A 20844-nucleotide genomic window follows, 5' to 3' on the forward strand; every position below is an offset into this window, starting at 1 on the left:
GCCTTGTCCTTATGATGCCTCATTTTATGCAGGGGCTGGGGAGAGTATGACTGTTTTCTTCTTTAAGAATCGGCGCGTTTTGGGATTGTCAAAATGCTCCCTGAGATGATCAGCAGGCTAAGCAGTAGGTCTATTGTTGAGTCGCCTTTAAAGGTGATGTCAAAAAAGGCGAGCAGTGCAAACAGCAGTACGGGCAGCGTGATGCTGAACGCGGATAGTCTCCAGCTGTGCCTGTAAACGAGTTTCCGTTTTGCCAAATGGGCGAATCCAGTCCCGTAGATGGCAAATACCGAGATTTTTAGGAAGATCAAACCTGCGTAAAAAATGTACATGAACAAGATGTAAAAGGGCAGGAGAAAGGTTTCCGGTATTTCGGATCGAATGCCGTCAGGGTCAAGTGCATCGAAAAGTCCAGGCAGGAAATAAACAAAAGAAAGGAGAAATACATATTTTATTGTCTTGCCGATTCCCGCAGCTCGGAGTTTGGCGATTTTTTTCAGGGAATACAAACTGTATCCGAAAAGGGAAAAGATAGAGTTATTCATTGATCCACTTCCTTCTAAAGCCAGTTTAGATGGGAACGCCCGTCCGTTCAAGCTATTTGGCAAAGAGTGCGAAAAAGTTCGAAAAGCTGCTCAAGAGAGCAAAGGGGCGGGTATAGTAAAAGAAAAGAATGAACGGGGTGCTGTCATGTCAATCGTTTATTGGGCCATTATCATCGCGCTATTCATCATCGCGTTTGTCGGTCTGGTGTATCCAATTATTCCAAGCATGCTGTTTTTGCTCGGAGCCTATCTTTTATACGGGCTGTTCTTTTCATTTGAGCCGCTCGGTATTTTCTTTTGGTTTGTTCAGGTGTTATTTGCGCTGCTCCTGCTTGCCGCCGACCAGGCTGCGAATATTTTCGGAGTGAAAAAATTCGGCGGATCAAAGGCGGGAATCTGGGGCAGCACGGCTGGCCTCCTCCTCGGCCCGTTTCTCATCCCGGTCGCAGGCATCTTGCTCGGCCCGTTTATTGGTGCGCTGCTCGGTGAAATGATTGTCAACCGGACACCTTGGAAAAGGGCGCTGAAAATTGGCGTCGGTTCTGTGGCAGGCTTCATCGGCAGTGTCGTTATGAAGGCATTGATCCAGCTTGGGATGATCGGTTATTTCCTATGGGCCGTTCTTCATTAAATGCTTTTGCGGAAGAGCTCTGGGTATGCTGCAAAGGCAGGCAAAAAATTTGTATGCCGGGCCTAAATTTGGTAGGCTTAAACTGTAAACGCTCTTAAAAACGAGCGAATTATCCATTACATAAGGAGGAATGTTAAAATGGCATTTGAATTACCTCAACTACCTTACGCATATGACGCACTGGAGCCTCATATCGACAAGGAAACAATGAATATCCACCACACAAAACACCATAACACATATGTGACAAACTTGAATAAGGCGATCGAAGGAAACGCTGACCTGGAAGGCAAATCAGTGGAAGAACTGATTGCAAACCTAGATGCAGTACCTGAGTCCATCCGCACTGCTGTCCGCAACAACGGCGGCGGCCATGCGAACCACTCCATGTTCTGGAAATTGCTTTCTCCAAACGGCGGCGGCGAGCCGGCTGGATCTTTGGCAGAAGCGATCAACAGCAAGTTCGGCAGCTTCGATAAGTTTAAAGAACAATTTGAAGCAGCAGGCGCAGGCCGTTTCGGTTCAGGCTGGGCATGGCTGATTGTCGATAACGGCAATGTTGAGATTGTCAGCACGCCGAACCAAGACAGCCCGGTTATGGAAGGCAAAACGCCAATCCTTGGCCTTGACGTTTGGGAGCATGCATACTACTTGAAATACCAGAACCGCCGTCCTGAATACATGAGTGCATTCTGGAACGTCGTTAACTGGGATGAAGTTCAAAAACTTTACGACGCAGCAAAATAATAAGAAGAAAGGGGTGCCGATTCGGCACTCCTTTTTTAATGAAAATGATTTGCAAGTATAAAACTCTCCGCTTCACGAAAAATAAGGTGTAGGCAAAGGGGAGTTTTCTTATGTCACTTTTGAAAAAACTAACAGGAAACATTGAGATTACGAAAGATCTGCTTCTGCTGCTCGGCATCGGCGGCCTCTATTCGTTGAGCATTGCGCTCTCCAACACGTTCGTGAATATCTATTTGTGGAAGCAATCAGGCGAGTTCCAGGCGATCGCCATTTATAACTTGGCTGTGTTTATCTTCCAATTGGTTGCCTTCATCGCAGCCGGACGCTGGGCAAAGAAGGTGGATCGCGTGCTTGTACTCCGAGCAGGCGTCCTGTTCCTGGCCCTTTTTTTTATTGTTGTTCTCGTTTTCGGCGAGCATTCGTCCAGGCATCTCGCCATGCTCGGCGGTTTGTTGGGGATTGGCTACGGCCTATACTGGCTGGCATTCAACGTCCTCACCTTTGAAATTACAGAACCCGAGACCCGTGATTTCTTTAACGGCCTCCTTGGTACACTTTCGTCTGCCGGAGGGATGGTCGGCCCGCTTGCCGCCGGTTTCATCATCACCCGCTTCGCATCCAATTTTGGTTATACGATCATTTTCGCCGTCTCGCTCATCTTATTTGCAGGCGCCGTCGTTTTAAGTCTGCTTTTGAAAAGGCGGGGAGCCGAGGGGCAGTTCCATTTCTGGGCAATCGTCAAGGAGAGGAAAAGGAACAGGAACTGGCGCTTGATCACGAATGCCCATTTCTTGCAGGGACTCAGGGACGGATCGTTTGTTTTTATCATCTCCATTCTCATCTTTTTGTCGACGGGTAGTGAGTTTTCGCTCGGGACGTTCGGATTGATCAATTCGGCTGTCTCCTTTCTTGCATACACCTTGATCGCCAAATGGATTAAAAAAGGCTGGAAAAAGAAAGTGATGCTGCTGGGAGGGATTCTTCTCTATGCCTCCCTGTTTTTGATCACATTCGACCTGACCTTCCCGAGGCTGCTCCTCTACGGCGCGGTGATCGGCCTGTCCTATCCGCTCATGCTCGTTCCGTATTCTTCCATGACGTATGATGTGATCGGTCTCGCCTGGAAAGCGGCTGAGATGCGGATCGAATATATCGTCGTAAGGGAAGTATTCCTTAATCTTGGCAGGGTCTTCTCTATTCTGGCGTTTCTATTCTCCCTTTCGCTGGGGGAAACAGAAGTGGCTGTACCGTATTTCCTGCTCATTGTGGGGGCCGGCCATTTGGCGGCTGCCATCCTATTGCAAAGACTGAAATTCAATTAACGACTCAGGAAAAAGCGTACATCCGCCATATTGCCGGTTTTCATCTGGCAATATGGCGGTTTTTCTTTTACAATGGGAATAGTGCATTGGGGAAGAAAGGACTGAAAGGTATGAAAAAAAAGGCGAGGAAACGTAAAACGCATATACCTCTCAGATTAAATATGCTGTTTTTTATTGTGTTCCTCCTGTTTGCGGCTTTGATCCTGAGATTAGGATTTGTCCAAATTGTTCACGGGGAAGACGCTAGAATAGAGCTTGAGAGAACAGAAGACATTACGGTCAATACATCGGTCCCGCGCGGGCTGTTCTATGACAAAAACCATCAGCCAATTGTGCAGAACGAGCCTCAGCGTGCCATTTCCTATACGGCACCGAAGAAGTTTAATCAGGAAGAGGCGCTCAATACGGCTAAGGAATTATCAAAATTGATTGAGGTAAGCACAAAAAAGATTACCGAGCGGGACAAAATCGACTTTTGGCTGATTAAAAACCCGGAAAAGGCGAAGAAACTCGTCACGGATAAAGAGTTGGAAAAATACAAAGGGAAAAATGATGAGATCTACCGGCTGCAGCGCGAGCGTGTAACCGAGAAAGATTTGAACAGCCTGACGGAAGAGGACCTGAAGGTGCTGGCAATCTACCGCGAGTTCATCGGCGGCTATGCACTCACACCGCAGCTTGTAAAAAATTCGGATGTGACCCCGGAGGAATTCGCACGGGTAAGCGAACAGCTGACGAAGCTACCGGGAGTGGATACAACAACTGACTGGACGCGGTCATACACAAATGAAAAAACGATGCGCTCGATTCTTGGCAGCATCAATGAGATGCCAATTGAAAAACTCGATTATTATATGGCCAGGGGATACAGCCGTAACGACCGGGTCGGCGTAAGCTATCTTGAGCAGCAATACGAAGATGTGCTGCGCGGACAGAAGGCGAAAATTAAAAATGTGACAAGGTCGGGAAGCGTGCTTGAAACGAAAGTGCTCCACGAGGGACAGCGGGGGAACGATCTTGTCTTGACGATTGATATGGATCTGCAAAAAGCAGTGGAGCAGATCATTGAGGAAGAGCTCCTGAAAGCGAAGTCCCGAGGGGGAACAGGTCTTCTCGACAGGGCGTTCGTCGTGATGATGGACCCGCATACCGGTGAAATCCTGACGATGGCGGGCAAGCAGTACACACGGGATGATGATGGGAACAGGGTGTTCCGCGACTTTGCCTCTGGTGCCTATACGACTGCTTATGTTCCGGGATCCGTCGTTAAAGGTGCGACGGTTATGACCGGCCTGATGACAGGAGTAATCCAGGGCGGGTCGACTATTTTGGATGAACCATTGAATATTAAAGGGACAGGAAAAATGAGCTCCGTATTCAACCGGGGCGGGAATAACATGTATCTGTCTCCGAGGCAGGCGCTCGTCCGCTCCTCGAACGTTTTCATGTACAAATTGGCGATCATGATCGGCAAGGGGCAGTACCGCAGCGGCCAGCCGCTTTCGATTGACAAGAACCTTGCCGTTAAGGAATTGCGCAACCACTTTAACCAGTTTGGTCTCGGCGTCCGAACAGGCATCGACTTGCCTGGCGAATTGGCGGGCTATCAAGGGAATGTGGATATGGCAGGTAATGTCCTCCACTTCTCAATTGGCCAGTATGATACGTACACGCCGCTTCAGCTGGCGCAATACGTATCGACGATTGCTAACGGGGGCTATCGTATGCAGCCGCGGATCGTCAAGGAAATCCGCGAGCCTGATACCGGAAAAGAAGGGCTGGGTCCTGTTGCGGAAGCATTCGAACCAAAAGTGCTGAATAAGATCAATGCGACGGAACAGCAGCTGAAAGTCGTACAGGAAGGTTTCTGGGGAGTGGTCCATGATCCGAAAGGGACAGGGCGTGCCCTCAATACAGAACCATACCGGCAATACCGGATGGCCGCCAAAACGGGTACGGCCGAAACATACGACCAGGGCCAGTCTGTTTGGAACCTGTCGCTCGTAGCCTATGCTCCGTATGAAAATCCGGAGATCACCATGACAGTCGTTGTTCCGTCCGCTTATCTCAATACAGGTGACGACCGTTACAAAAACTCGATTAACATGGACATCGGCAAGCGGGTGATCGAGGCTTATTACCAGATCCAAAAGGACAGAGCCGAAGGTACTGCTCCCTCCACTGATGAACAAACGGAGGAAGCCGAGTAAATAGGAAAAAGCCGATGATGAAAATCATCGGCTTTTTGCGATCATGGAGGCGATCTCCTTGTAGCTCATCCCTTTTTTGATTGTATATTCGCCAATCTGAATGTATCCCTGCAAATTCCGATCGGCCAAATACTGGTCAAACTCTTCCGCGTTTTCAACGATTCCCTGCTCCTCGAGCAAGCGGCTGATTTCCTTGGAATTTGTGCCTTCGCGCACTAAAAGATGATACGTTTTTGGTTTGTCCGCTTTTTTCGTTTCCTCTTCCGGTGTTTTGGCGAGGAGGGCATCACGCTCCGCCGTCAGAGCATCCAATTGCTCGCGCAGTGTTTTCGCTTCGCCGACCGCCTTTTCATAGTCTGCCTTTGACACCATATCCGGAGCAGAAGCAGCCGGTAAGGGTGTTTTCTCTTCCCATCTTTCATAAAAGAAAAGGGCTGCAGCAGCGATTAAAAGCCCGAGAGCGAGGCCTCTTGTTGTGTTCCGATTCATCCGTTTTCCTCCTAAACCCTTGCCGAAATGATCGATTTTACAGTCTCTGGCGGCAAGGAGGACTGGCGGGATATTTGCATCACATTCAATCCCTGGCTGTGGAGGGCGAGAACCTGGTTTTTCAAAATATCATTAATTCCCGCAGGTGCTGCCTGTTCCACAAATGATCCGTCGTTTTCAAGCAGCAGTTCTTCCTCGAGCACTTTCAGCCGGTTTTTCATCCCGTATTGCTCCTTTACGACGAGCAGCGACAGCTCCTCCAGATCCTGTTCTAGCTGTTTCGTACGGTCTTTTTGAAAAAAAGAGAGGACGAAGAGCAAGATTGTTGCTGCCAGTAATGCAATAATCAATGTATTCATGAATCCACCTCTGCCGTTGTTTGTTCTTTTGGAGAGAAAAAACTTCTCTCCTGCTCCTCTATTTATACCATAATTTTTCCTTCTCCTCTATTTGCTTGCGAAAATGTCGGCTTCTTTCAAGAAAATGCACTAGCATTTCCGAAAAAATAGTGATATTATATAAAAGTCTTGTGAATAGAGAAGAATGCATTGAGTTTGGAGGGAAAGACATGCGCGTAAATATTACATTGGCTTGCACGGATTGCAGTGAGCGTAATTATATTTCTACAAAAAATAAACGTAACAATCCAGACCGTATTGAGCTTAAAAAATACTGCCCTAGAGAAAAACGTGTAACAGTGCACCGTGAAACGAAATAAGGATGGAAAAAGCCAGCACACACTTGCAGACAGAAGTGTTTCTGGCTTTTTTTTGTGTCCGGCTTATGAGGAGGAGATGAGGATATGGACAAAAAAGAAATGCGGAAGCTCGTATCAGGCCGCCTGCAGGCTCTTGGACGGCCAGCGTATGAACACCATTCTTATCGAATCGCCAGGACGCTTTTTTCTACGGAGCTATGGAAACAATCCAAAACGATCGCGCTGACGGTGTCCCGCTTTCCGGAAGTGGACACATGGCAGTTGATCCGAAAAGGCTGGGAGCAGGGCAAAAGGATGGCGGTCCCAAAATGCCAACCGGCAAGCCGGGGGATGACGTTTCATGTTCTTGGCAGCTTTAATCAGCTGGAGGCCGGGTATTCTGGGCTGTTTGAACCGGAGACTGAAGCGACGGAGGAAGCAATGAAAGAGGACATAGACTTGATTATCATTCCAGGGCTCGCTTTTACAGAGGGCGGCCATCGACTTGGCTTCGGAGGCGGGTATTACGACCGCTACCTGGAAAACTATAAAGGCCGAGCGCTTGCCCTCGCTTTTACCGACCAGATTGTCGATCGGCTTCCCACTGAGGTACATGACAAAAAGGTTCCCACCTTGATAACAGAACAAGGCATCATCAAGCCTGAAGGAGTCTGAACCCCGTTTTTTGAACAAGGCATATTTCCCCCTCCTGTTTCACAAACTACCGACAGGAGGGATGCAGATGTCAAATTGGATGAAATGGCTCTTGCCTGCAGTCGCCCTGACAATTGCCGTGAAGAAAAGATATACAATCATGAATGCGCTGCTCGGCAATGAGCGGCTCAGGAAAATCAGCGTCAATGCGGCGATGAATATTCCGGGGGTCCGGGAAAGGTTCGTCAGCAGCGCATTTAAAAAATAGCGATGAAAAACTGCCGCCCTTCTGCAGCTTAAGAAGGAAGGCGGAGGGAAGGCCTTTTCCGGCGGATGTCCGGGAGGTCTTTTTTTCTATGCCGGGGGCTTGCGCTGACAGCATCGATTGCTTTGCATGATTGGCTCTTTTTCGCTATAGTTAGAGGTAACATGCAAAGCTGGAAGGCGTAGGAAAGCGGGGCTTCTTGATTGGGTGAACGAGAGGATTATCTATATTGGCTGCTGGCGTTCCAGCTGGTGAATGACAAGCAGTACAGGCTGGCGAACATCAGCGAAGCGAAAAATGAGATGTGGCTGGAGAAGCAGGGGAAAGAAGGCCCGAAGATGATCAGACTCGTCCGGTTCGACCTTGATTGGGCGAATAGGGTGAAACAGGATCTGGAACATACGGCCGCCCTGGGGGAAAGACTGCGAAAAAGCTCATTTTCCAGAGAGTTGGACATTTTCAATATTTATGTGAGCAAGCACGCCCCCTTTGATGAAACCGCCGCACTGACGGATCCGATCAGCCAGGGAAAGCTGCTGATTGAGTCCTATATTTTGGACCGGGAGGATTCCTCGAGAGTCCTTCAGGCACTGCAGGAGAAAGTTGGGCCCCTTTCGCTGCCGCCTCTAAAAGAGGAATATGAAGAAGTTGAAATTTTTCAGCTCGAGCAGGCCTTGCACTTGAGGGCGGCGGATCAGGCGGATAAGGACCGGCGCGTTTTCGAATATGGAAAACCGTTCTTCACCTATGTGCTGATTGCGATACAGCTTGTGATGTTCGCCCTGCTGGAATTCAACGGCGGGAGCACGAATACGGAGACGCTCGTGGAGTACGGTGCCAAATACAATCCGGCGATTATCTCCGGGGAATGGTGGCGTTTCTTTACGCCGATCTTCCTTCACATCGGTGTTCTCCATTTGTTAATGAATACGCTCGCACTTTATTACATGGGAACGATGGTTGAGAAGATTTTTGGACGGGCGAGATTTTTGTGGATCTACCTTCTTTCCGGATTAGCGGGGTCTGCTGCGAGCTTTGCCTTGAGCGACCATGTTTCCGCAGGAGCGAGCGGGGCGATTTTCGGCTGTTTCGGTGCCTTGCTTTACGTGGGAATTCTATATCCGAAGTTGTTTTTCCGGACGATCGGCACGAATGTCATCATGCTGATCGGCGTCAACCTCGTCTTCGGCTTTTCCGTCTCCGGTATCGACAATGCGGGTCACATCGGCGGCCTGATCGGCGGCTTCCTTGCTACCGGTGCTGTCCGTCTTCCAAAAAAGAAAAACCTGCTTTGGCAGGCGGCCTCATTCGTTGTGCTGGCAGCAGCATTGGCTGTGACCATCTTTACCGGCTATAATGCGGAGCATCCAGGCACGGTCAATGAGATGGCGAAAAGAGACATCGATAGCGGGAATTTTCAATCGGCATACACACGGCTTTCGGAGTTGGCGGATAAAGGGAAAGGCAATGAAGTGACGTATTTCTACTTATCCTATGCGGAAATCCAGCTGAACAAGCTGGAAGATGCGAAAAAACATCTTGAACAAGTCATCCGGCTGAACAGGGATTTCCATGAAGCGTATTTTAATCTGGGGCTGATTTACCTGGATGAGGGCGACATTGGCAATGCAAAGAAAAATATTGAAAAAGCAATAAAGATTGCCGATGATCCGAAATATAAAGAAGTAATGAAACAGATTGAACAAACAGAGGCCGGGAACGGTGAATAAACATGAAAACGATGTATGATGTGCAGCAATTATTGAAGAGATTCGGAGTTTTCGTCTACATAGGGGACCGGATCGGGGATCTGGAAATGATGTCAGCTGAGCTGAAGGAGCTTTACCTTGCAGGCCTTATTTCAAAAGAGGAGCTTCATTCGGCATTAATGGTGATTCAGCAAAACATCATAGAGGAAAGTAAAAAGGGGAGGAAGAGGAGCAATGGAGAAATGGATGGCAGGAATTGATATCGGGGGTACGAGTGTAAAACTCGCTTTTTTCAATATGGAAGGCGAAATTCAACAAAAGTGGGAGATTCCGACGAATAAAGCGGACGGCGGAAATCAAATCATCCGTGACATTGCTGCTTCGGTCGCATCCAAGCTTGAAGAGCTCGGCTTGCCGAAGGAGAAAGTAGTGAGTGCAGGTGCCGGGGCGCCTGGACCGATCGATGCGGAGAACGGGCTGTTATTCGAAGCCGTCAACCTTGGCTGGGGTGACAGGTATCCGCTCCGTGACTTACTGGCGGAGGCGCTCGGTGTCCCGGTCGCGATTGACAATGACGCCAATTGTGCGGCACTGGGCGAAATGTGGCGCGGAGCCGGACTCGGGGCCAAGGATCTCTTTGCCATCACGCTCGGCACTGGTGTCGGGGGCGGCGTGATCGTCAACGGGAATATCGCCCATGGGGCAAGGGGAGCAGCAGGCGAAATCGGCCACATCACCTCTGTGCTGGAAAATGGCTATCTGTGCAATTGCGGCAAGGAAGGCTGCCTGGAAACGGTCGCCTCTGCGACTGGAGTAGTCAGAACAGCAGTTGATTTGATTGGCGCGAGCGATGAAGCATCGGAACTTAGGGAATCGTTCGAGAAGACTGGCGTCATCAGTGCGAAAGATATTTTTGACGCTGCTGAGCGGAACGATGCTCTGGCAAAAAAAGCGGTCGACCGCCTTGCCAAGTATTTGGGGCTCGCATTGGCGAATGCTGCTGCGGTAACCAATCCGGAAAAAATCGTCATCGGCGGCGGTGTGTCTAAAGCGGGTGATCTGTTAATGGAACCGGTCCGCAGCTATTTCAAAGCGTATGCATTCAAGCCGATCGCCGAGTACACGGAGATCGTTACTGCACAGCTTGGCAATGACGCCGGAATCATCGGCGCGGCATGGCTTGCAAAGAACCGTTTTAACGGCTGACAAAACAGGCAGCCACCTATATGTTCCCGGGACCCTGTTAGTTTTCAACGGGGTCTTTTCTTATGCTTTAATGAAAAAAGACGGGGTATTATTTGTAAATAAATGGAACAAGCGCAGTAGGAAAGTTCCGTATTCGGTGGAACCTGTCTGAAAAACGAAACTTTTATCCGTTTGCAACGTCTATATTAAGGGAAGACTGAATAGGATATTGTTGTGCTTTTTATAGGGGGGGCAGTAATTTGCTTTTAAACATCACAGAGATCAAGAATGACATTGTTGCTTTTGCTTACTTTCAGGGGAAACTGGAATTGTATGAAGGGGCAAGGAGGAACATACATTGCAAAAATTAAACGGGAAAATTATCGCACTTCCTTTGACTGCAGCCGTTTTGTTGTGGGTCAAGACGTATATTGTATACAAGACAAGTTTCTCTATTAAGACAGAGAATGTTATGCAGGAACTCATTATGGCGATTAATCCGCTAAGCTTTCTTCTCTTTATATTTGGAATTGCATTATTTTTCAAAACAGAGAAGCGGCGGAACCGCTATTTGCTGATTACAAGTGGAATACTAAGCTTCATTCTGTATGCCAACGTTGTCTTTTATCGTTTTTTTACGGATTTCATCACCTTGCCTGTCCTATTTCAAACGAGTAATTTTGCCGATCTCGGGGACAGTGCGCTGACGGAAATCCACGTTTTGGACATTGTTTATTTTCTGGACATCCTTCTCCTGTTCTTTTTAATGAAAAAGACGAAGAGCGACCAGCCGAAGAAGATGATCAGCAAAATGAACCGGAGGGCGTATTTCCTCGTCTCTGCCGCTATTTTGTTCTTAAACATCGGCCTGGCCGAGACAGAGCGGCCGCAGCTGCTGACACGCACGTTTGACCGGGAAATGCTCGTGAAGAATCTAGGGACGTACAATTACCATATCTATGATATCTTCCTTCAATCTAAATCATCCGCACAGCGGGCGATGGCTGACGGGAGCGAATTGGTCGATATCGACAACCATATCCGGGCGAATTATGTTAAGCCGGATGATGAATTTTTCGGGATTGCCAAAGGCAAGAATTTAATCCTTGTCACGCTGGAATCGACCCAGAACTTCGTCATAAACAATACGGTGAACGGCCAGGTGATCACACCTTACTTGAATGAGCTGATTGGCGACAGCTATTATTTCGACCAGTTTTACCACCAGACCGGACAGGGGAAAACGTCAGACTCCGAATTCCTTGTAGAGAACTCGCTGTATCCGCTGAGCCGTGGAGCCGTATTTTTTACCCATTCCGGCAATGAATATGATTCGATGGCAGAGCGCCTCGGTGAAAATGGCTACTTCACAGCAGCGATGCATGCCAACAATAAAAGCTTCTGGAATCGTGACATTATGTACAATTCGATTGGCTATGACCGCTTTTACTCTGCGACTGACTATGATATCCAGCCTGAAAACTCGATTGGCTGGGGGTTGAAGGACATCTCCTTCTTCGATCAGTCTGTGAACCATATGAAGACAATGCCAAAGCCTTTTTATACAAAGATGATCACACTGACGAACCACCATCCTTTTAAATTGGATGATGAGGACAAGTTTATCGATGAATACGACTCAAAAAGCGGTACATTGAACCGCTACTTTACAACGGTCCGCTATACGGATGAAGCAGTGAAGGAGTTTATTGCCCAGCTGAAGGAAGAAGGGCTCTATGAAGACTCCATCATCGTCATGTACGGGGACCATTATGGAATATCGGAAAACCACAATGAGGCGATGAGCCAGTATCTTGGGAAAGAAGTGACGCCATTCGTCTCGACACAGCTTCAAAGAGTCCCGCTGATTATTCACATTCCGGGAGTGACCGACCAAGGGAACGGAAAGGTTATTTCCAAAGTGGGGGGCCAGATCGATCTGCGGCCTACATTGCTTCATCTGCTCGGAATAGATACGAAAAAGGACATTCAGTTCGGGGAGGACCTATTCTCTGATAAGCACCGTGATATGGTTGTTTTCAGGGATGGCCGTTTCGTAACAAAGGATTATGTGTTTGCAGACAATACATGCTATTCCAAATCGACAGAGCTGCCTGTTGAACCGGGAAAATGTGAGCCGTTTAAGGAGAATGCCCAGGTAGAGCTCGATTACTCTGATAAAATCATCTACGGTGACTTGCTCCGTTTTTATGAAAATACAGGATACCGCTCGGATAAACAGTAAGTTCCGCAGCTGCCCCTTGCCTGCTCTTCGCTGGCAGGGGGATTTTTTATGGGTTTGTAAATAAATGTAATTTGTGTTTTCAGTCAGAAAGTGAAACATTTCCTATTCAATTCCGTAAGGTTTAGTAGGATAATATTCATAAAGGGGGGTGTCCATCATAAGAACCAGAAAAACAAGGTACCTTTTTCTCTTTTTTTGTTTTGTGCTGCTTTTAACCTCCTGCAACACCGATACGGACACTTCTCCGAGCGAGAAAAAGCTGCCAGCAGTACAAGACAAGGCAGCGAAGGAAGCGAAATGGGTACCTGTAGCTCTGAAGGAAGGCATTTTTGAGCGGGTCTACGGTTGGATTGACAATGAGTCGATCGCTTATTCGGCGGAAATCTATGGCCAGCATGAAATTCGATCCTACAACCTGCATAACGGCAGCAGCCGTAAGATTTTTTCCTCAACGGAACCCATCATTGATGTCCTTGTCCACCCTGATGGGAAAATGATATTTATCCATACTTCAGCCAATGCCCGCACTGCAAAAATCTATTTCACAGATTTGGAAGGAAAGCTCCTTTTTACAAAGGATATTGATTCCCACGAACTGGCGTATGCCTGGAATGAACAGGACGATTCCTCCATGATCCTAACGGCTTTCTTTGAGGATTGGTCATTTGAAGCTTTTTTGCTGGATATCCCGAATGAGCGGGCAGAGCCGGTTGATCTGCCGCAGCCTTTTGTTAAATGGCTGGGCAAGGATACGATTGTCGAGCAGGACTGGCAGGACGGCGAGGAGGCAAGCGCTCCGCTCGTCAGGAGGCGCATCCCGCAGTTCGAGGAGAGCGGCATCCTCATAGCTGATACGTACCGCTATGATGTGTCCGGCAGCACACTGCTCGCCATCCGGGCTCCTGAAGGGGAGGGTGGATCGCTGCAATATGAGTTTTACAAAAGTGGTGAACTGTTTTCCTCGTTCCCGATGAAGGCAATCGAGGATTTTTCCGGCTGGATGGTGCCCTATTATGCGTTCGGCAGCAGCGGCAAGACCTTTTACACGTTTTATCCAGTGGACGGAGACCCGGCAACAAGCAGCTATCAATTGAGGTCGTATAACGTCGGGAAAAAAGATGAGATGGCGATTTTGTTCGACAACCTGGAGCCGAGGCCCTTGCAGTGTTCTAGGGACGGGGACGCATGCTTATATGGCTATAGTCTTGAACAGCTTCTTGATCTTCGGAAGAAAGAGATAATCCCGCTTTTCCCAGGAACATCGGCAAAATGAAAAAAGCGAAACTCCCGATGGGAACTTCGCTTTTTTCGCTGTTTATTATTTAGGCAATGTGTCTGGCAGTCCGATCAATGTCATGACGGCAAAGAACCCGAATACGCTCAGAGTTCCCAGACCAAAGAGGATTCCGAGGATGTTTTTGTTTTTAAGGGCGCTCACTGTGCCGAATACGGCTAGCAGTGCTACTAACAGAAAAATAATGGCGGTACCCATAAAAAAGCTCCTTTCCAATTCATCATTCTAGTATGGCTATGTAGATATCATATCATGCTTCTCATATTTTATCGCTTTTCTGTCCTTTTGTCGAGTTGTAAAAGTGAATCTTCTATGGCGTCCGGGCACCTGCAGTGTTTTTGCATTTTCGGTTGAGGCGTTAAGGATGTTTTTCCCGAGGGGGATGGTAAAATGGAGAAAAAGGAAAGAGGAGGGTCATCCATGCTGAAATGGGAAGGGATCCCTTTGGGACCGATACAAACCAATTGTTATATTCTTTACAACGAGGAGGGCGAATGCCTCGTCTTTGATCCGGGAGAGGAGGCGGATAAGCTGTCATCATGGCTGGAAGAAAAACAGCTCAAGCCGCTTGCCATCCTGCTTACGCATGCGCATTTCGACCATATCGGCGCCTTGGAGGAAATGAGGGACCGTTGGAAGGTGCCGGTGTACATCCACAAGGAGGAAGAGTCTTGGCTTGCAGAGCCCGAACTGAACGGCTCCTCCCGTTTCCCATTCGGGGCTCCGATCATTTGCCGCTCTCCTGAGGTGACGATTGAAGAAGAAGGGGAGCTTACGATCGGGCCATTCGTCCTTGAGATGTTCCACACGCCGGGCCATTCCCCTGGCAGCATCTCTTACTATGTGGAACCGGCTGGCGCCGTCTTTGCCGGCGATACGCTGTTTGCGGGCAGCATCGGAAGAACGGACCTTGCTGGCGGCAATACAGAGAAGCTGCTCGAATCGATCCGGAGAAAATTATTTTCGCTCCCGGGCGAAACAGTTGTGTTGCCGGGACATGGGCCGGAAACGAACATTTCGACCGAGAAGGAAAGCAACCCGTTCCTCGCATAAAAGAAAAAACCAGGCAAATCGCCTGGTTTTCTTTCTTATAGTCCGCCGCCCGGAGGCATGAGGAAGAGTGTATAGTATGTAAATCCGGCAAAAAATACAGTCAGATATGCTCCAAATACATACATATACATCCGCTCAGTCAATTTTAAATAACTTAAAAGTACGAAGAAGCCTGTTTGTCCAAGGAATAACAGAGCTGTTTTGTCCATTCCGCCAAGAAAAAACATGACGGTAAAAATACCGGTCCAGAAGCCCAGCACTCTGTACATACGATCCATATGTATTCCCTCCTTTGCAGCTTTGATCCATCAATATCTTATTATAAAGCAAAAGGAGACGAAATGTAAATAATCGGCCAATCGAGATTGTGTCGAAAACGTGATAACGATCTCCTGTCCATTATTATACCCCATATCTCCGGATAAAAAAGAAAATGTTTTCAAATTAAAGAAGGAGTTTGACGAGAGGTGTCGAATAGGTACAAAGCGAGGGGAAAAAGGAGGTGTTTCATGAAGAATGTTGATTGAAAGAACCGCTGAATTGCTCTTCACCCAAGCGCTCCACGAAAATGCGACCGATATCCATATCGCCCCCAGCCAAAAGGATTACTCCATTCGGTTCCGGATCAGCGGCCGCCTGGCCGAAGTTAAACGGATCCCCCCGATCGCCGGCGAAAGACTGATCTCCCATATGAAATTCCTCGCCTCGATGGACATCGGGGAAAGAAGAAGACCCCAGAGCGGCTCGCTGCAAATCCCCATCCTCAACCGGCCCATATCGATGCGGCTGTCCACATTGCCTACCATCCACTCCAAGGAAAGCCTGGCCATCCGGCTGCTGCCCGCTGCAAAAATCCACTCCTACGACCAATTTACCCTTTTCAAGAATGACAATGACAGACTGCTCTCGCTTGCCGGTCACTCCCATGGACTGCTTCTTTTTACTGGCCCGACTGGGAGCGGGAAGTCGACCGCCATGTATACGTTTGCCGATTACTGCACAGCCAGGCTGGAGCGGAAAGTCGTCACAATCGAAGACCCGGTGGAAGTGAAGAACGATTCATTCGTCCAGCTGCAAGTGAACGAAAAGGCGGGGGTCTCGTACAGCTCCGGCCTGAAGGCGATTCTGCGCCATGACCCCGACATCATCCTGATCGGCGAAATCCGGGATGCGGCAACCGCTGCCATCGCGGCAAGGGCGGCCATGACCGGCCATCTCGTTCTGTCTAGCCTCCATACGAGGAATGCAGAAGGAGCCGTGTACAGGCTGAAGGAGTTCGGTCTGTCGGAGCAGGAGATCGGCCAGAGTCTGATCGGAATTACCGGACAGCGGCTTGTCAATCTGAACTGCCCGATCTGCGGGCCGGAGTGCCATTTGTACTGTGAGTATGGTGGACTGCCGAAGAGGGCAGGCGTTTTTGAAATGCTGCAAGGCTGCCGGCTAGAAAAGATCATCAGACAAGCTGCTGGGACGGATGCTCGATTTTCAGAGGAGCCGCTCGCTAAAATCATTAGAAAGGGGATTGCACTTGGCTACATCTCTGAGCAAGAGTTTGTTCGCTGGGCGTCTGGATAAATTTAGGCAGCCGGGGCTCAAAGAACAGGGCGCCTTTTTGCTTCGGCTCGCCGAGATGCTTGACAATGGGTTTACGCTCCTGGAATCCCTCCGCTTTTTAGAGAGGCTCGAGAAGCGGAAGTATATTGATATTGAAGAAATGACGAAGGATCTGCAAGCGGGTCTCCCGATCCATGAAGTGTTTGCAAGGCAGCGTTTTGACTCGCAGGCGTGCACCCAGCTTTTCTTCGCCGGCCAGCATGGTTTTCTGGCGGATGCCTTGTTCGGAGCCGGAATGTACATCCAGAAAAAAACGGAGGAGAAGAGCAAATTCATAAAGCTGATCCAGTATCCGCTTCTCCTTCTTGTCATCATGATTGGAGCCGGGGGACTCCTGAAAGGTGTCCTCTATCCGCGTTTCAGGGAGCTGTATAGTTCAATGGGCTATGCACCGGACGGCAAAACGGATCTCCTTCTTCATATTATGAACCATTTGCCTGCATACATTGGGGGCGCAGCCGCTTTTATTGGACTCACCATCATGGCCGGACACCTCTACCTCCGCCGTCTTACCGCAATTGAAAAAGCTGACCTCCTCGCGTCAATCCCATTTTATTCAACCACCTACCGCCTCATCCAAACGATATTCCTTGCACGAGAATGGAGTTATTTGCTGAAAAGCGGATTCTCACTGAATGAACTGATCGCCATCATGGAAAAGCAGGCTTTTCGGCCGCTATTGAAAGAATCAGCCGAGGAAATGAGGGCGCTGCTGATTGTCGGCTGCTCTTTTTCCGAAGCGCTCGCCGGCATGAAGTTCCTGGAAAAGGAAATGGGTATCATCATTGCACATGGAGAACAAAACGGCAAGCTGGCAGACGAGCTGCTGTATTACAGCGAAATGTGCATACAGAGGCTCGAGGACAGGACGGAACGGCTGTTCACATTGCTCCAGCCGCTCATTTTCGCCCTCATCGGTCTCTTCGTCGTCGCCATCTACCTGTCCATCCTCATGCCCATGTTCCGCATGCTCGAAACCATTTGAAATACAAAAGCGGAAGGCGCCGTTCAGCCCCGACAAGCGCTGGAGTCTTTGCGGTCGAGGCGCTCTTTGCCTTGGGGGCATAGGAGAAGCGACTCGAGGGGCTGGCGCCTGGAGCTAGCCGAATCAAAAGCGGAAGGCACCCTTTCAGCCCCGACAAGCGCTGGAGTCTTTGCGGTCAAGGCCGCCTCTCCGAATGAAGAGTCCGCTTTAGGGGCTGGACAAGTTAGACCTGACGAATTTTTACAATACCACTAAAGGAGATAGGATCCATGATAAAGAAATGGCTGAAAAACGAAGAAGGGTTTACTCTGATCGAAATGCTGATTGTACTTCTTGTCATCACGGTCATTCTGTTGATTGCGCTCCCGAATGTGACAAAGCACAGTTCCTCGATCAATGACAAAGGATGCAAGGCGCTCGTTCAGATGGTGCAGGGGCAGGTCCAGGCCTACCAGATGGATGAACATGCATACCCGACCCTCGAAGAACTGGCAGCCAAAGGGTATATCGGGGATCAGGAAAAAACATGCCCGAACGGCAATCCGCTGACAATTGATGGGAGTACAGGACTTGTCAAAGAGGAGGGAAGCGGCGGTTGAATAGGATAGGGGAGGGCGGATTCACCTTGCTGGAAGCACTCATCGTCGTTTCCGTCATTTCGATTATGCTTGCTTTCAGCTTGGTCAACATCCAGCCCGTTTGGAAAAGCCTCCAGCTCCGGCTGTTCTTGACGCAATTTCAGGCGGATATTTACATGGCTCATTCCTATGCTTTAAACCGTCAGGAGACCGTTAAAATTTCGTACCGCCCGAAAAATTACACCGCCGTTTCATCGCGTGAGGGGAAGGTTCTGTTTAATAGAACCTATCCGGAGTCCATTTCACTCCCAAGGACGAATATGAAGGACCAGGCGATCTCGCCCTCCGGAACAGTCGGTGATTTCGGAACGCTCATATTTTCCCATGACGACAAGCCGTTCAAAGTCGTCTTTTATATCGGAAGAGGTCGATTTCATGTGCAGAGGTGAAGGCGGGTTCAGCTTTGTGGAGGGATTGCTGGCGCTGAGCCTTGTCCTGATCATTGCGATTACACTTTTTCCGCTCTGTCTGAAAATGCTCCTCCGGCTTGACGAAATGAAGACGGAGATGACGGCGAGCCGACTGTTATATGAATATGTCGAGAAGTCACTCGCTGCTTCTTTCGCGCAAGAGGAAATAGAAATCGGCAAAGAGATTTACACGCTATATGGCGGATATAGGGAAGGAGGCGCAGTATTCGCTTGTGTGGAAAAAGAGGAATTCAGTAAATGTATTGAAGGGTGAGGGATGCTTCACTTTTATCGAAGCGATCGCGGCCATGGTTCTCCTCACGGTCATCATGGCCATTCTCCCAATGATGTTCGGTATGTTTTCGGTTATTGAAAAATCGGTCTCGGTCGAGGAGGATTACGAATGGAATCTTTTCTTGATCCAGGTGAGAAATGAAATGGCCGAATCGGAGTGGTATGATGCGGGGGCTGATAAGCTTATCTTGTACAAAGGAGATCGGATCATCCAATACGAAACATATAAGGACGGAGTAAGAAGGAGGGTGAACAATGCCGGCCATGAAGTTGTTCTGCAGAAGGTGGATGTTTTCCATATATTCGCGGAAGGAGAGAGCATTGTCTTCCGGATCCGTTTTTCGGGCGGGAAGGATGATATCGCGACTTTCCCGGCCAAGCCGGAACCAGCTGACGTTCCTGTCTGAGAAGGGGGCAGTATACCCGCTGACACTGGCAGTCTCGCTGCTCGCGTTCTATCTTTTTACCCAGGCGACTGCGGTTTATTTGTCGGAGTACCGTTTTCTCACAGAAATCCGTGACTATTACAATCAGCGGTCGGAGCGGCTGCTCGCTGAATTTCAGTATCTTTCGGATGAAGAAGAAGCTCTGTTGCCTTATAATGGGGAAAATGGCGAAACAGAGATGATGGGGGAGTGACGGGGCGGTGGAGACAGTATATTTGATCGGATTCATGGGAGCCGGGAAGACGTCGGTTGGAAAAGAGCTTGCGGCGTTGTGGCAAGTGCCGGTGATCGATACCGATGAAAGAATCGAGCAAGAAGAAAAACGGGCGATCCGTGATATTTTTGCCGAGTCGGGAGAGGACTATTTCCGGCAGTTGGAAAGTGACATGCTGGAGCGCTTAAAAGGGGAGCCTTGCGTCGTTACAACGGGAGGCGGCATCATCAAAAGGAGCGAGAATCGGGAGCTGCTGAAGGCAAGCGGCAGAGCGGTGTTTTTGCGATGCCATCCTGAAGTCGTCGCCGAACGGCTCGCAGAAGACGAGACGCGGCCGCTGCTCTCAGGCGCCGGTCTTGAAGAAATTATCAGCCTCTATGAGAGCAGGCTTCCGCTGTATAAGGAATGTGCAGCAGCTGAAGTCGATACGTCTGTCCTGACTATCGAGGAAGCGGCCCGACAAGTTGCGGTAAGTATAGAATCGAGTCCATTTTCCGATACTGATAAGTGACCAACAATCGGAAAGGTGATCGCAAATGTCATTCCAGGACTATGTGAAATATATGACGGTTACGATTGTCAGCCAAATGGAGCTGCCAAAAGAAGAACGAAAGCAGCGGAGAGTCGAACGGAAAATGGCGAAATCGCCTTTCCTTGAAAGATGCTTCGGCCTGCTGCCGCTTTCCGCTTCCATGCTGTTTAAGAAAATGAAAAGATGAAGAGGCTGGGACATAACTAGTCTCTAACCAAGAGAAAGGTGAAATTGAGCGAGTCAATTTCACCTTTCTCTTTTTGTTATTTATAAATATAGGATCCGCCTGCTGTATTGGCCGTAAACTTACGTAAGTTCACGGCCATTAACGCGAATCCCATTTCATTTTCCACTTTCGATTTTCCGCGTACCGAAAATCGAGTGAACGCCAAATTAGCCTTCAGGAATCCAAAAAATGGTTCTACGTCAATTTTGCGTCTACGATAAATGGAACCCATTTCTTCATCCGAAAGCTTCGCTCTCACATATTCTTTTTGCTTTTCCCATTTCTCATTCACCAGTACCTTTCGAGGGTTTCTCTCTTTTGCTTTCGTACAAGAGGAACGGAATGGGCATCCCGAACAGTCTTCGCACTCATAGATTTTAAACGTTCGCTGGAATCCGAATTTGTCTGTCCGTACCGAACGGTACTTAAATACGACTCG

27 protein-coding genes and 1 pseudogene are annotated in these 20844 nt (G+C 48.9%); 22 read left to right on the forward strand and 6 right to left on the reverse strand.

Annotation, left to right across the window (positions count from 1 at the left end):
* Positions 1 to 62: 62 nt before the first annotated feature.
* A complete protein-coding gene (locus AC0TWI_RS02045; RefSeq protein ID WP_488124665.1) occupies positions 63 to 545 on the reverse strand; it encodes a DUF1189 family protein in 483 nt (160 codons plus the stop codon).
* A 145-nt stretch (positions 546 to 690) separates the two neighbouring features.
* Between AC0TWI_RS02045 and AC0TWI_RS02050 the strand changes: the two genes are divergently transcribed.
* The 4 genes from AC0TWI_RS02050 to AC0TWI_RS02065 all read left to right on the forward strand — a co-directional run bounded on the left by AC0TWI_RS02050 (position 691) and on the right by AC0TWI_RS02065 (position 5455).
* Positions 691 to 1176: a DUF456 domain-containing protein gene (locus AC0TWI_RS02050; protein WP_488124666.1), complete on the forward strand. Its 486-nt coding sequence runs from the start codon at positions 691 to 693 to the stop codon at positions 1174 to 1176.
* 138 nt (positions 1177 to 1314) lie between these two features.
* Complete coding sequence (gene sodA / locus AC0TWI_RS02055; protein ID WP_488124667.1) at positions 1315 to 1923, forward strand: superoxide dismutase SodA; 609 nt, start codon at positions 1315 to 1317, stop codon at positions 1921 to 1923.
* 110 nt (positions 1924 to 2033) lie between these two features.
* Positions 2034 to 3245 carry an MFS transporter gene (locus AC0TWI_RS02060; protein WP_488124668.1) on the forward strand — a complete coding sequence of 404 codons (1212 nt, stop codon included), beginning with the start codon at positions 2034 to 2036 and terminating at the stop codon, positions 3243 to 3245.
* Between the two features lie 110 nt (positions 3246 to 3355).
* Positions 3356 to 5455, forward strand: a complete 2100-nt coding sequence (locus AC0TWI_RS02065; RefSeq protein ID WP_488124669.1) for a peptidoglycan D,D-transpeptidase FtsI family protein — start codon at positions 3356 to 3358, stop codon at positions 5453 to 5455.
* Between the two features lie 24 nt (positions 5456 to 5479).
* Here the strand turns inward: AC0TWI_RS02065 and AC0TWI_RS02070 are convergent, their stop codons facing one another.
* Together AC0TWI_RS02070 and AC0TWI_RS02075 are read right to left on the reverse strand one after the other, a co-directional pair.
* On the reverse strand, positions 5480 to 5944 hold the full coding sequence (locus tag AC0TWI_RS02070; RefSeq protein ID WP_488124670.1) for an endolytic transglycosylase MltG: 465 nt from the start codon (positions 5942 to 5944) through the stop codon (positions 5480 to 5482).
* Positions 5945 to 5955: 11 nt separating this feature from the next.
* Positions 5956 to 6303 carry a hypothetical protein gene (locus tag AC0TWI_RS02075; RefSeq protein ID WP_488124671.1) on the reverse strand — a complete coding sequence of 116 codons (348 nt, stop codon included), beginning with the start codon at positions 6301 to 6303 and terminating at the stop codon, positions 5956 to 5958.
* Positions 6304 to 6512: 209 nt separating this feature from the next.
* Between AC0TWI_RS02075 and rpmG the strand changes: the two genes are divergently transcribed.
* The 8 genes from rpmG (at position 6513) to AC0TWI_RS02115 (ending at position 13972) form a co-directional block, all read left to right on the forward strand.
* Entirely contained in the window at positions 6513 to 6662 is a 150-nt protein-coding gene (rpmG, locus tag AC0TWI_RS02080) for a 50S ribosomal protein L33 (RefSeq protein WP_488124672.1), read from the forward strand.
* A gap of 84 nt (positions 6663 to 6746) precedes the next feature.
* Positions 6747 to 7316 carry a 5-formyltetrahydrofolate cyclo-ligase gene (locus AC0TWI_RS02085; RefSeq protein WP_488124673.1) on the forward strand — a complete coding sequence of 190 codons (570 nt, stop codon included), beginning with the start codon at positions 6747 to 6749 and terminating at the stop codon, positions 7314 to 7316.
* Positions 7317 to 7383: 67 nt separating this feature from the next.
* Positions 7384 to 7563, forward strand: coding sequence for a hypothetical protein (locus tag AC0TWI_RS02090; protein ID WP_488124674.1), 180 nt, complete (start codon positions 7384 to 7386; stop codon positions 7561 to 7563).
* Positions 7564 to 7763: 200 nt separating this feature from the next.
* Positions 7764 to 9290 carry a rhomboid family intramembrane serine protease gene (locus AC0TWI_RS02095; RefSeq protein ID WP_488124675.1) on the forward strand — a complete coding sequence of 509 codons (1527 nt, stop codon included), beginning with the start codon at positions 7764 to 7766 and terminating at the stop codon, positions 9288 to 9290.
* A gap of 2 nt (positions 9291 to 9292) precedes the next feature.
* Entirely contained in the window at positions 9293 to 9529 is a 237-nt protein-coding gene (locus AC0TWI_RS02100) for a YqgQ family protein (protein WP_488124676.1), read from the forward strand.
* Positions 9504 to 10475, forward strand: coding sequence for an ROK family glucokinase (locus tag AC0TWI_RS02105; protein ID WP_488124677.1), 972 nt, complete (start codon positions 9504 to 9506; stop codon positions 10473 to 10475). Before AC0TWI_RS02100 ends, AC0TWI_RS02105 begins: the two co-directional genes overlap by 26 nt.
* Before the next feature lie 337 nt (positions 10476 to 10812).
* On the forward strand, positions 10813 to 12699 hold the full coding sequence (locus AC0TWI_RS02110; RefSeq protein ID WP_488124678.1) for an LTA synthase family protein: 1887 nt from the start codon (positions 10813 to 10815) through the stop codon (positions 12697 to 12699).
* Between the two features lie 148 nt (positions 12700 to 12847).
* Positions 12848 to 13972 carry a YqgU-like beta propeller domain-containing protein gene (locus AC0TWI_RS02115; RefSeq protein WP_488124679.1) on the forward strand — a complete coding sequence of 375 codons (1125 nt, stop codon included), beginning with the start codon at positions 12848 to 12850 and terminating at the stop codon, positions 13970 to 13972.
* A 45-nt stretch (positions 13973 to 14017) separates the two neighbouring features.
* Here the strand turns inward: AC0TWI_RS02115 and AC0TWI_RS02120 are convergent, their stop codons facing one another.
* On the reverse strand, positions 14018 to 14191 hold the full coding sequence (locus tag AC0TWI_RS02120) for a DUF2759 domain-containing protein (RefSeq protein ID WP_488124680.1): 174 nt from the start codon (positions 14189 to 14191) through the stop codon (positions 14018 to 14020).
* A 225-nt stretch (positions 14192 to 14416) separates the two neighbouring features.
* On the opposite strand from AC0TWI_RS02120, the gene AC0TWI_RS02125 reads away from it, so the two are divergent.
* Positions 14417 to 15046 carry an MBL fold metallo-hydrolase gene (locus tag AC0TWI_RS02125; RefSeq protein ID WP_488124696.1) on the forward strand — a complete coding sequence of 210 codons (630 nt, stop codon included), beginning with the start codon at positions 14417 to 14419 and terminating at the stop codon, positions 15044 to 15046.
* A gap of 35 nt (positions 15047 to 15081) precedes the next feature.
* On the opposite strand, the gene AC0TWI_RS02130 is transcribed toward AC0TWI_RS02125, so the two are convergent.
* On the reverse strand, positions 15082 to 15324 hold the full coding sequence (locus AC0TWI_RS02130; RefSeq protein WP_488124681.1) for a DUF2626 domain-containing protein: 243 nt from the start codon (positions 15322 to 15324) through the stop codon (positions 15082 to 15084).
* A 238-nt stretch (positions 15325 to 15562) separates the two neighbouring features.
* On the opposite strand from AC0TWI_RS02130, the gene comGA reads away from it, so the two are divergent.
* From comGA to AC0TWI_RS02175, 9 genes are all read left to right on the forward strand, one after another.
* Positions 15563 to 16621, forward strand: coding sequence for a competence type IV pilus ATPase ComGA (gene comGA / locus AC0TWI_RS02135; RefSeq protein WP_488124682.1), 1059 nt, complete (start codon positions 15563 to 15565; stop codon positions 16619 to 16621).
* Positions 16575 to 17645 carry a competence type IV pilus assembly protein ComGB gene (gene comGB, locus AC0TWI_RS02140; protein WP_488124683.1) on the forward strand — a complete coding sequence of 357 codons (1071 nt, stop codon included), beginning with the start codon at positions 16575 to 16577 and terminating at the stop codon, positions 17643 to 17645. The genes comGA and comGB overlap by 47 nt, the downstream gene beginning before the upstream one ends.
* Before the next feature lie 269 nt (positions 17646 to 17914).
* Positions 17915 to 18244, forward strand: coding sequence for a competence type IV pilus major pilin ComGC (gene comGC / locus AC0TWI_RS02145; protein ID WP_488124684.1), 330 nt, complete (start codon positions 17915 to 17917; stop codon positions 18242 to 18244).
* Positions 18241 to 18672 (forward strand): competence type IV pilus minor pilin ComGD, encoded by a 432-nt coding sequence (gene comGD, locus AC0TWI_RS02150; RefSeq protein WP_488124685.1) that lies wholly within the window; start codon positions 18241 to 18243, stop codon positions 18670 to 18672. Before comGC ends, comGD begins: the two co-directional genes overlap by 4 nt.
* The gene (locus tag AC0TWI_RS02155; protein ID WP_488124686.1) at positions 18659 to 18967 is read left to right on the forward strand and encodes a hypothetical protein; all 309 of its coding nucleotides are present in this window, start codon (positions 18659 to 18661) and stop codon (positions 18965 to 18967) included. Before comGD ends, AC0TWI_RS02155 begins: the two co-directional genes overlap by 14 nt.
* The gene (comGF, locus tag AC0TWI_RS02160) at positions 18927 to 19394 is read left to right on the forward strand and encodes a competence type IV pilus minor pilin ComGF (RefSeq protein WP_488124687.1); all 468 of its coding nucleotides are present in this window, start codon (positions 18927 to 18929) and stop codon (positions 19392 to 19394) included. Before AC0TWI_RS02155 ends, comGF begins: the two co-directional genes overlap by 41 nt.
* On the forward strand, positions 19342 to 19626 hold the full coding sequence (locus tag AC0TWI_RS02165; RefSeq protein WP_488124688.1) for a hypothetical protein: 285 nt from the start codon (positions 19342 to 19344) through the stop codon (positions 19624 to 19626). Before comGF ends, AC0TWI_RS02165 begins: the two co-directional genes overlap by 53 nt.
* A gap of 7 nt (positions 19627 to 19633) precedes the next feature.
* Positions 19634 to 20158: a shikimate kinase gene (locus AC0TWI_RS02170; RefSeq protein ID WP_488124689.1), complete on the forward strand. Its 525-nt coding sequence runs from the start codon at positions 19634 to 19636 to the stop codon at positions 20156 to 20158.
* Between the two features lie 25 nt (positions 20159 to 20183).
* Positions 20184 to 20366, forward strand: coding sequence for a YqzE family protein (locus AC0TWI_RS02175; RefSeq protein WP_488124690.1), 183 nt, complete (start codon positions 20184 to 20186; stop codon positions 20364 to 20366).
* 106 nt (positions 20367 to 20472) lie between these two features.
* Here AC0TWI_RS02175 and AC0TWI_RS02180 read toward each other — a convergent pair.
* Positions 20473 to 20844 (reverse strand): annotated as a pseudogene (locus AC0TWI_RS02180) (transposase); the annotation flags it as partial.

The sequence above is a fragment of the Lederbergia sp. B243.17 genome (genome assembly GCF_057657925.1).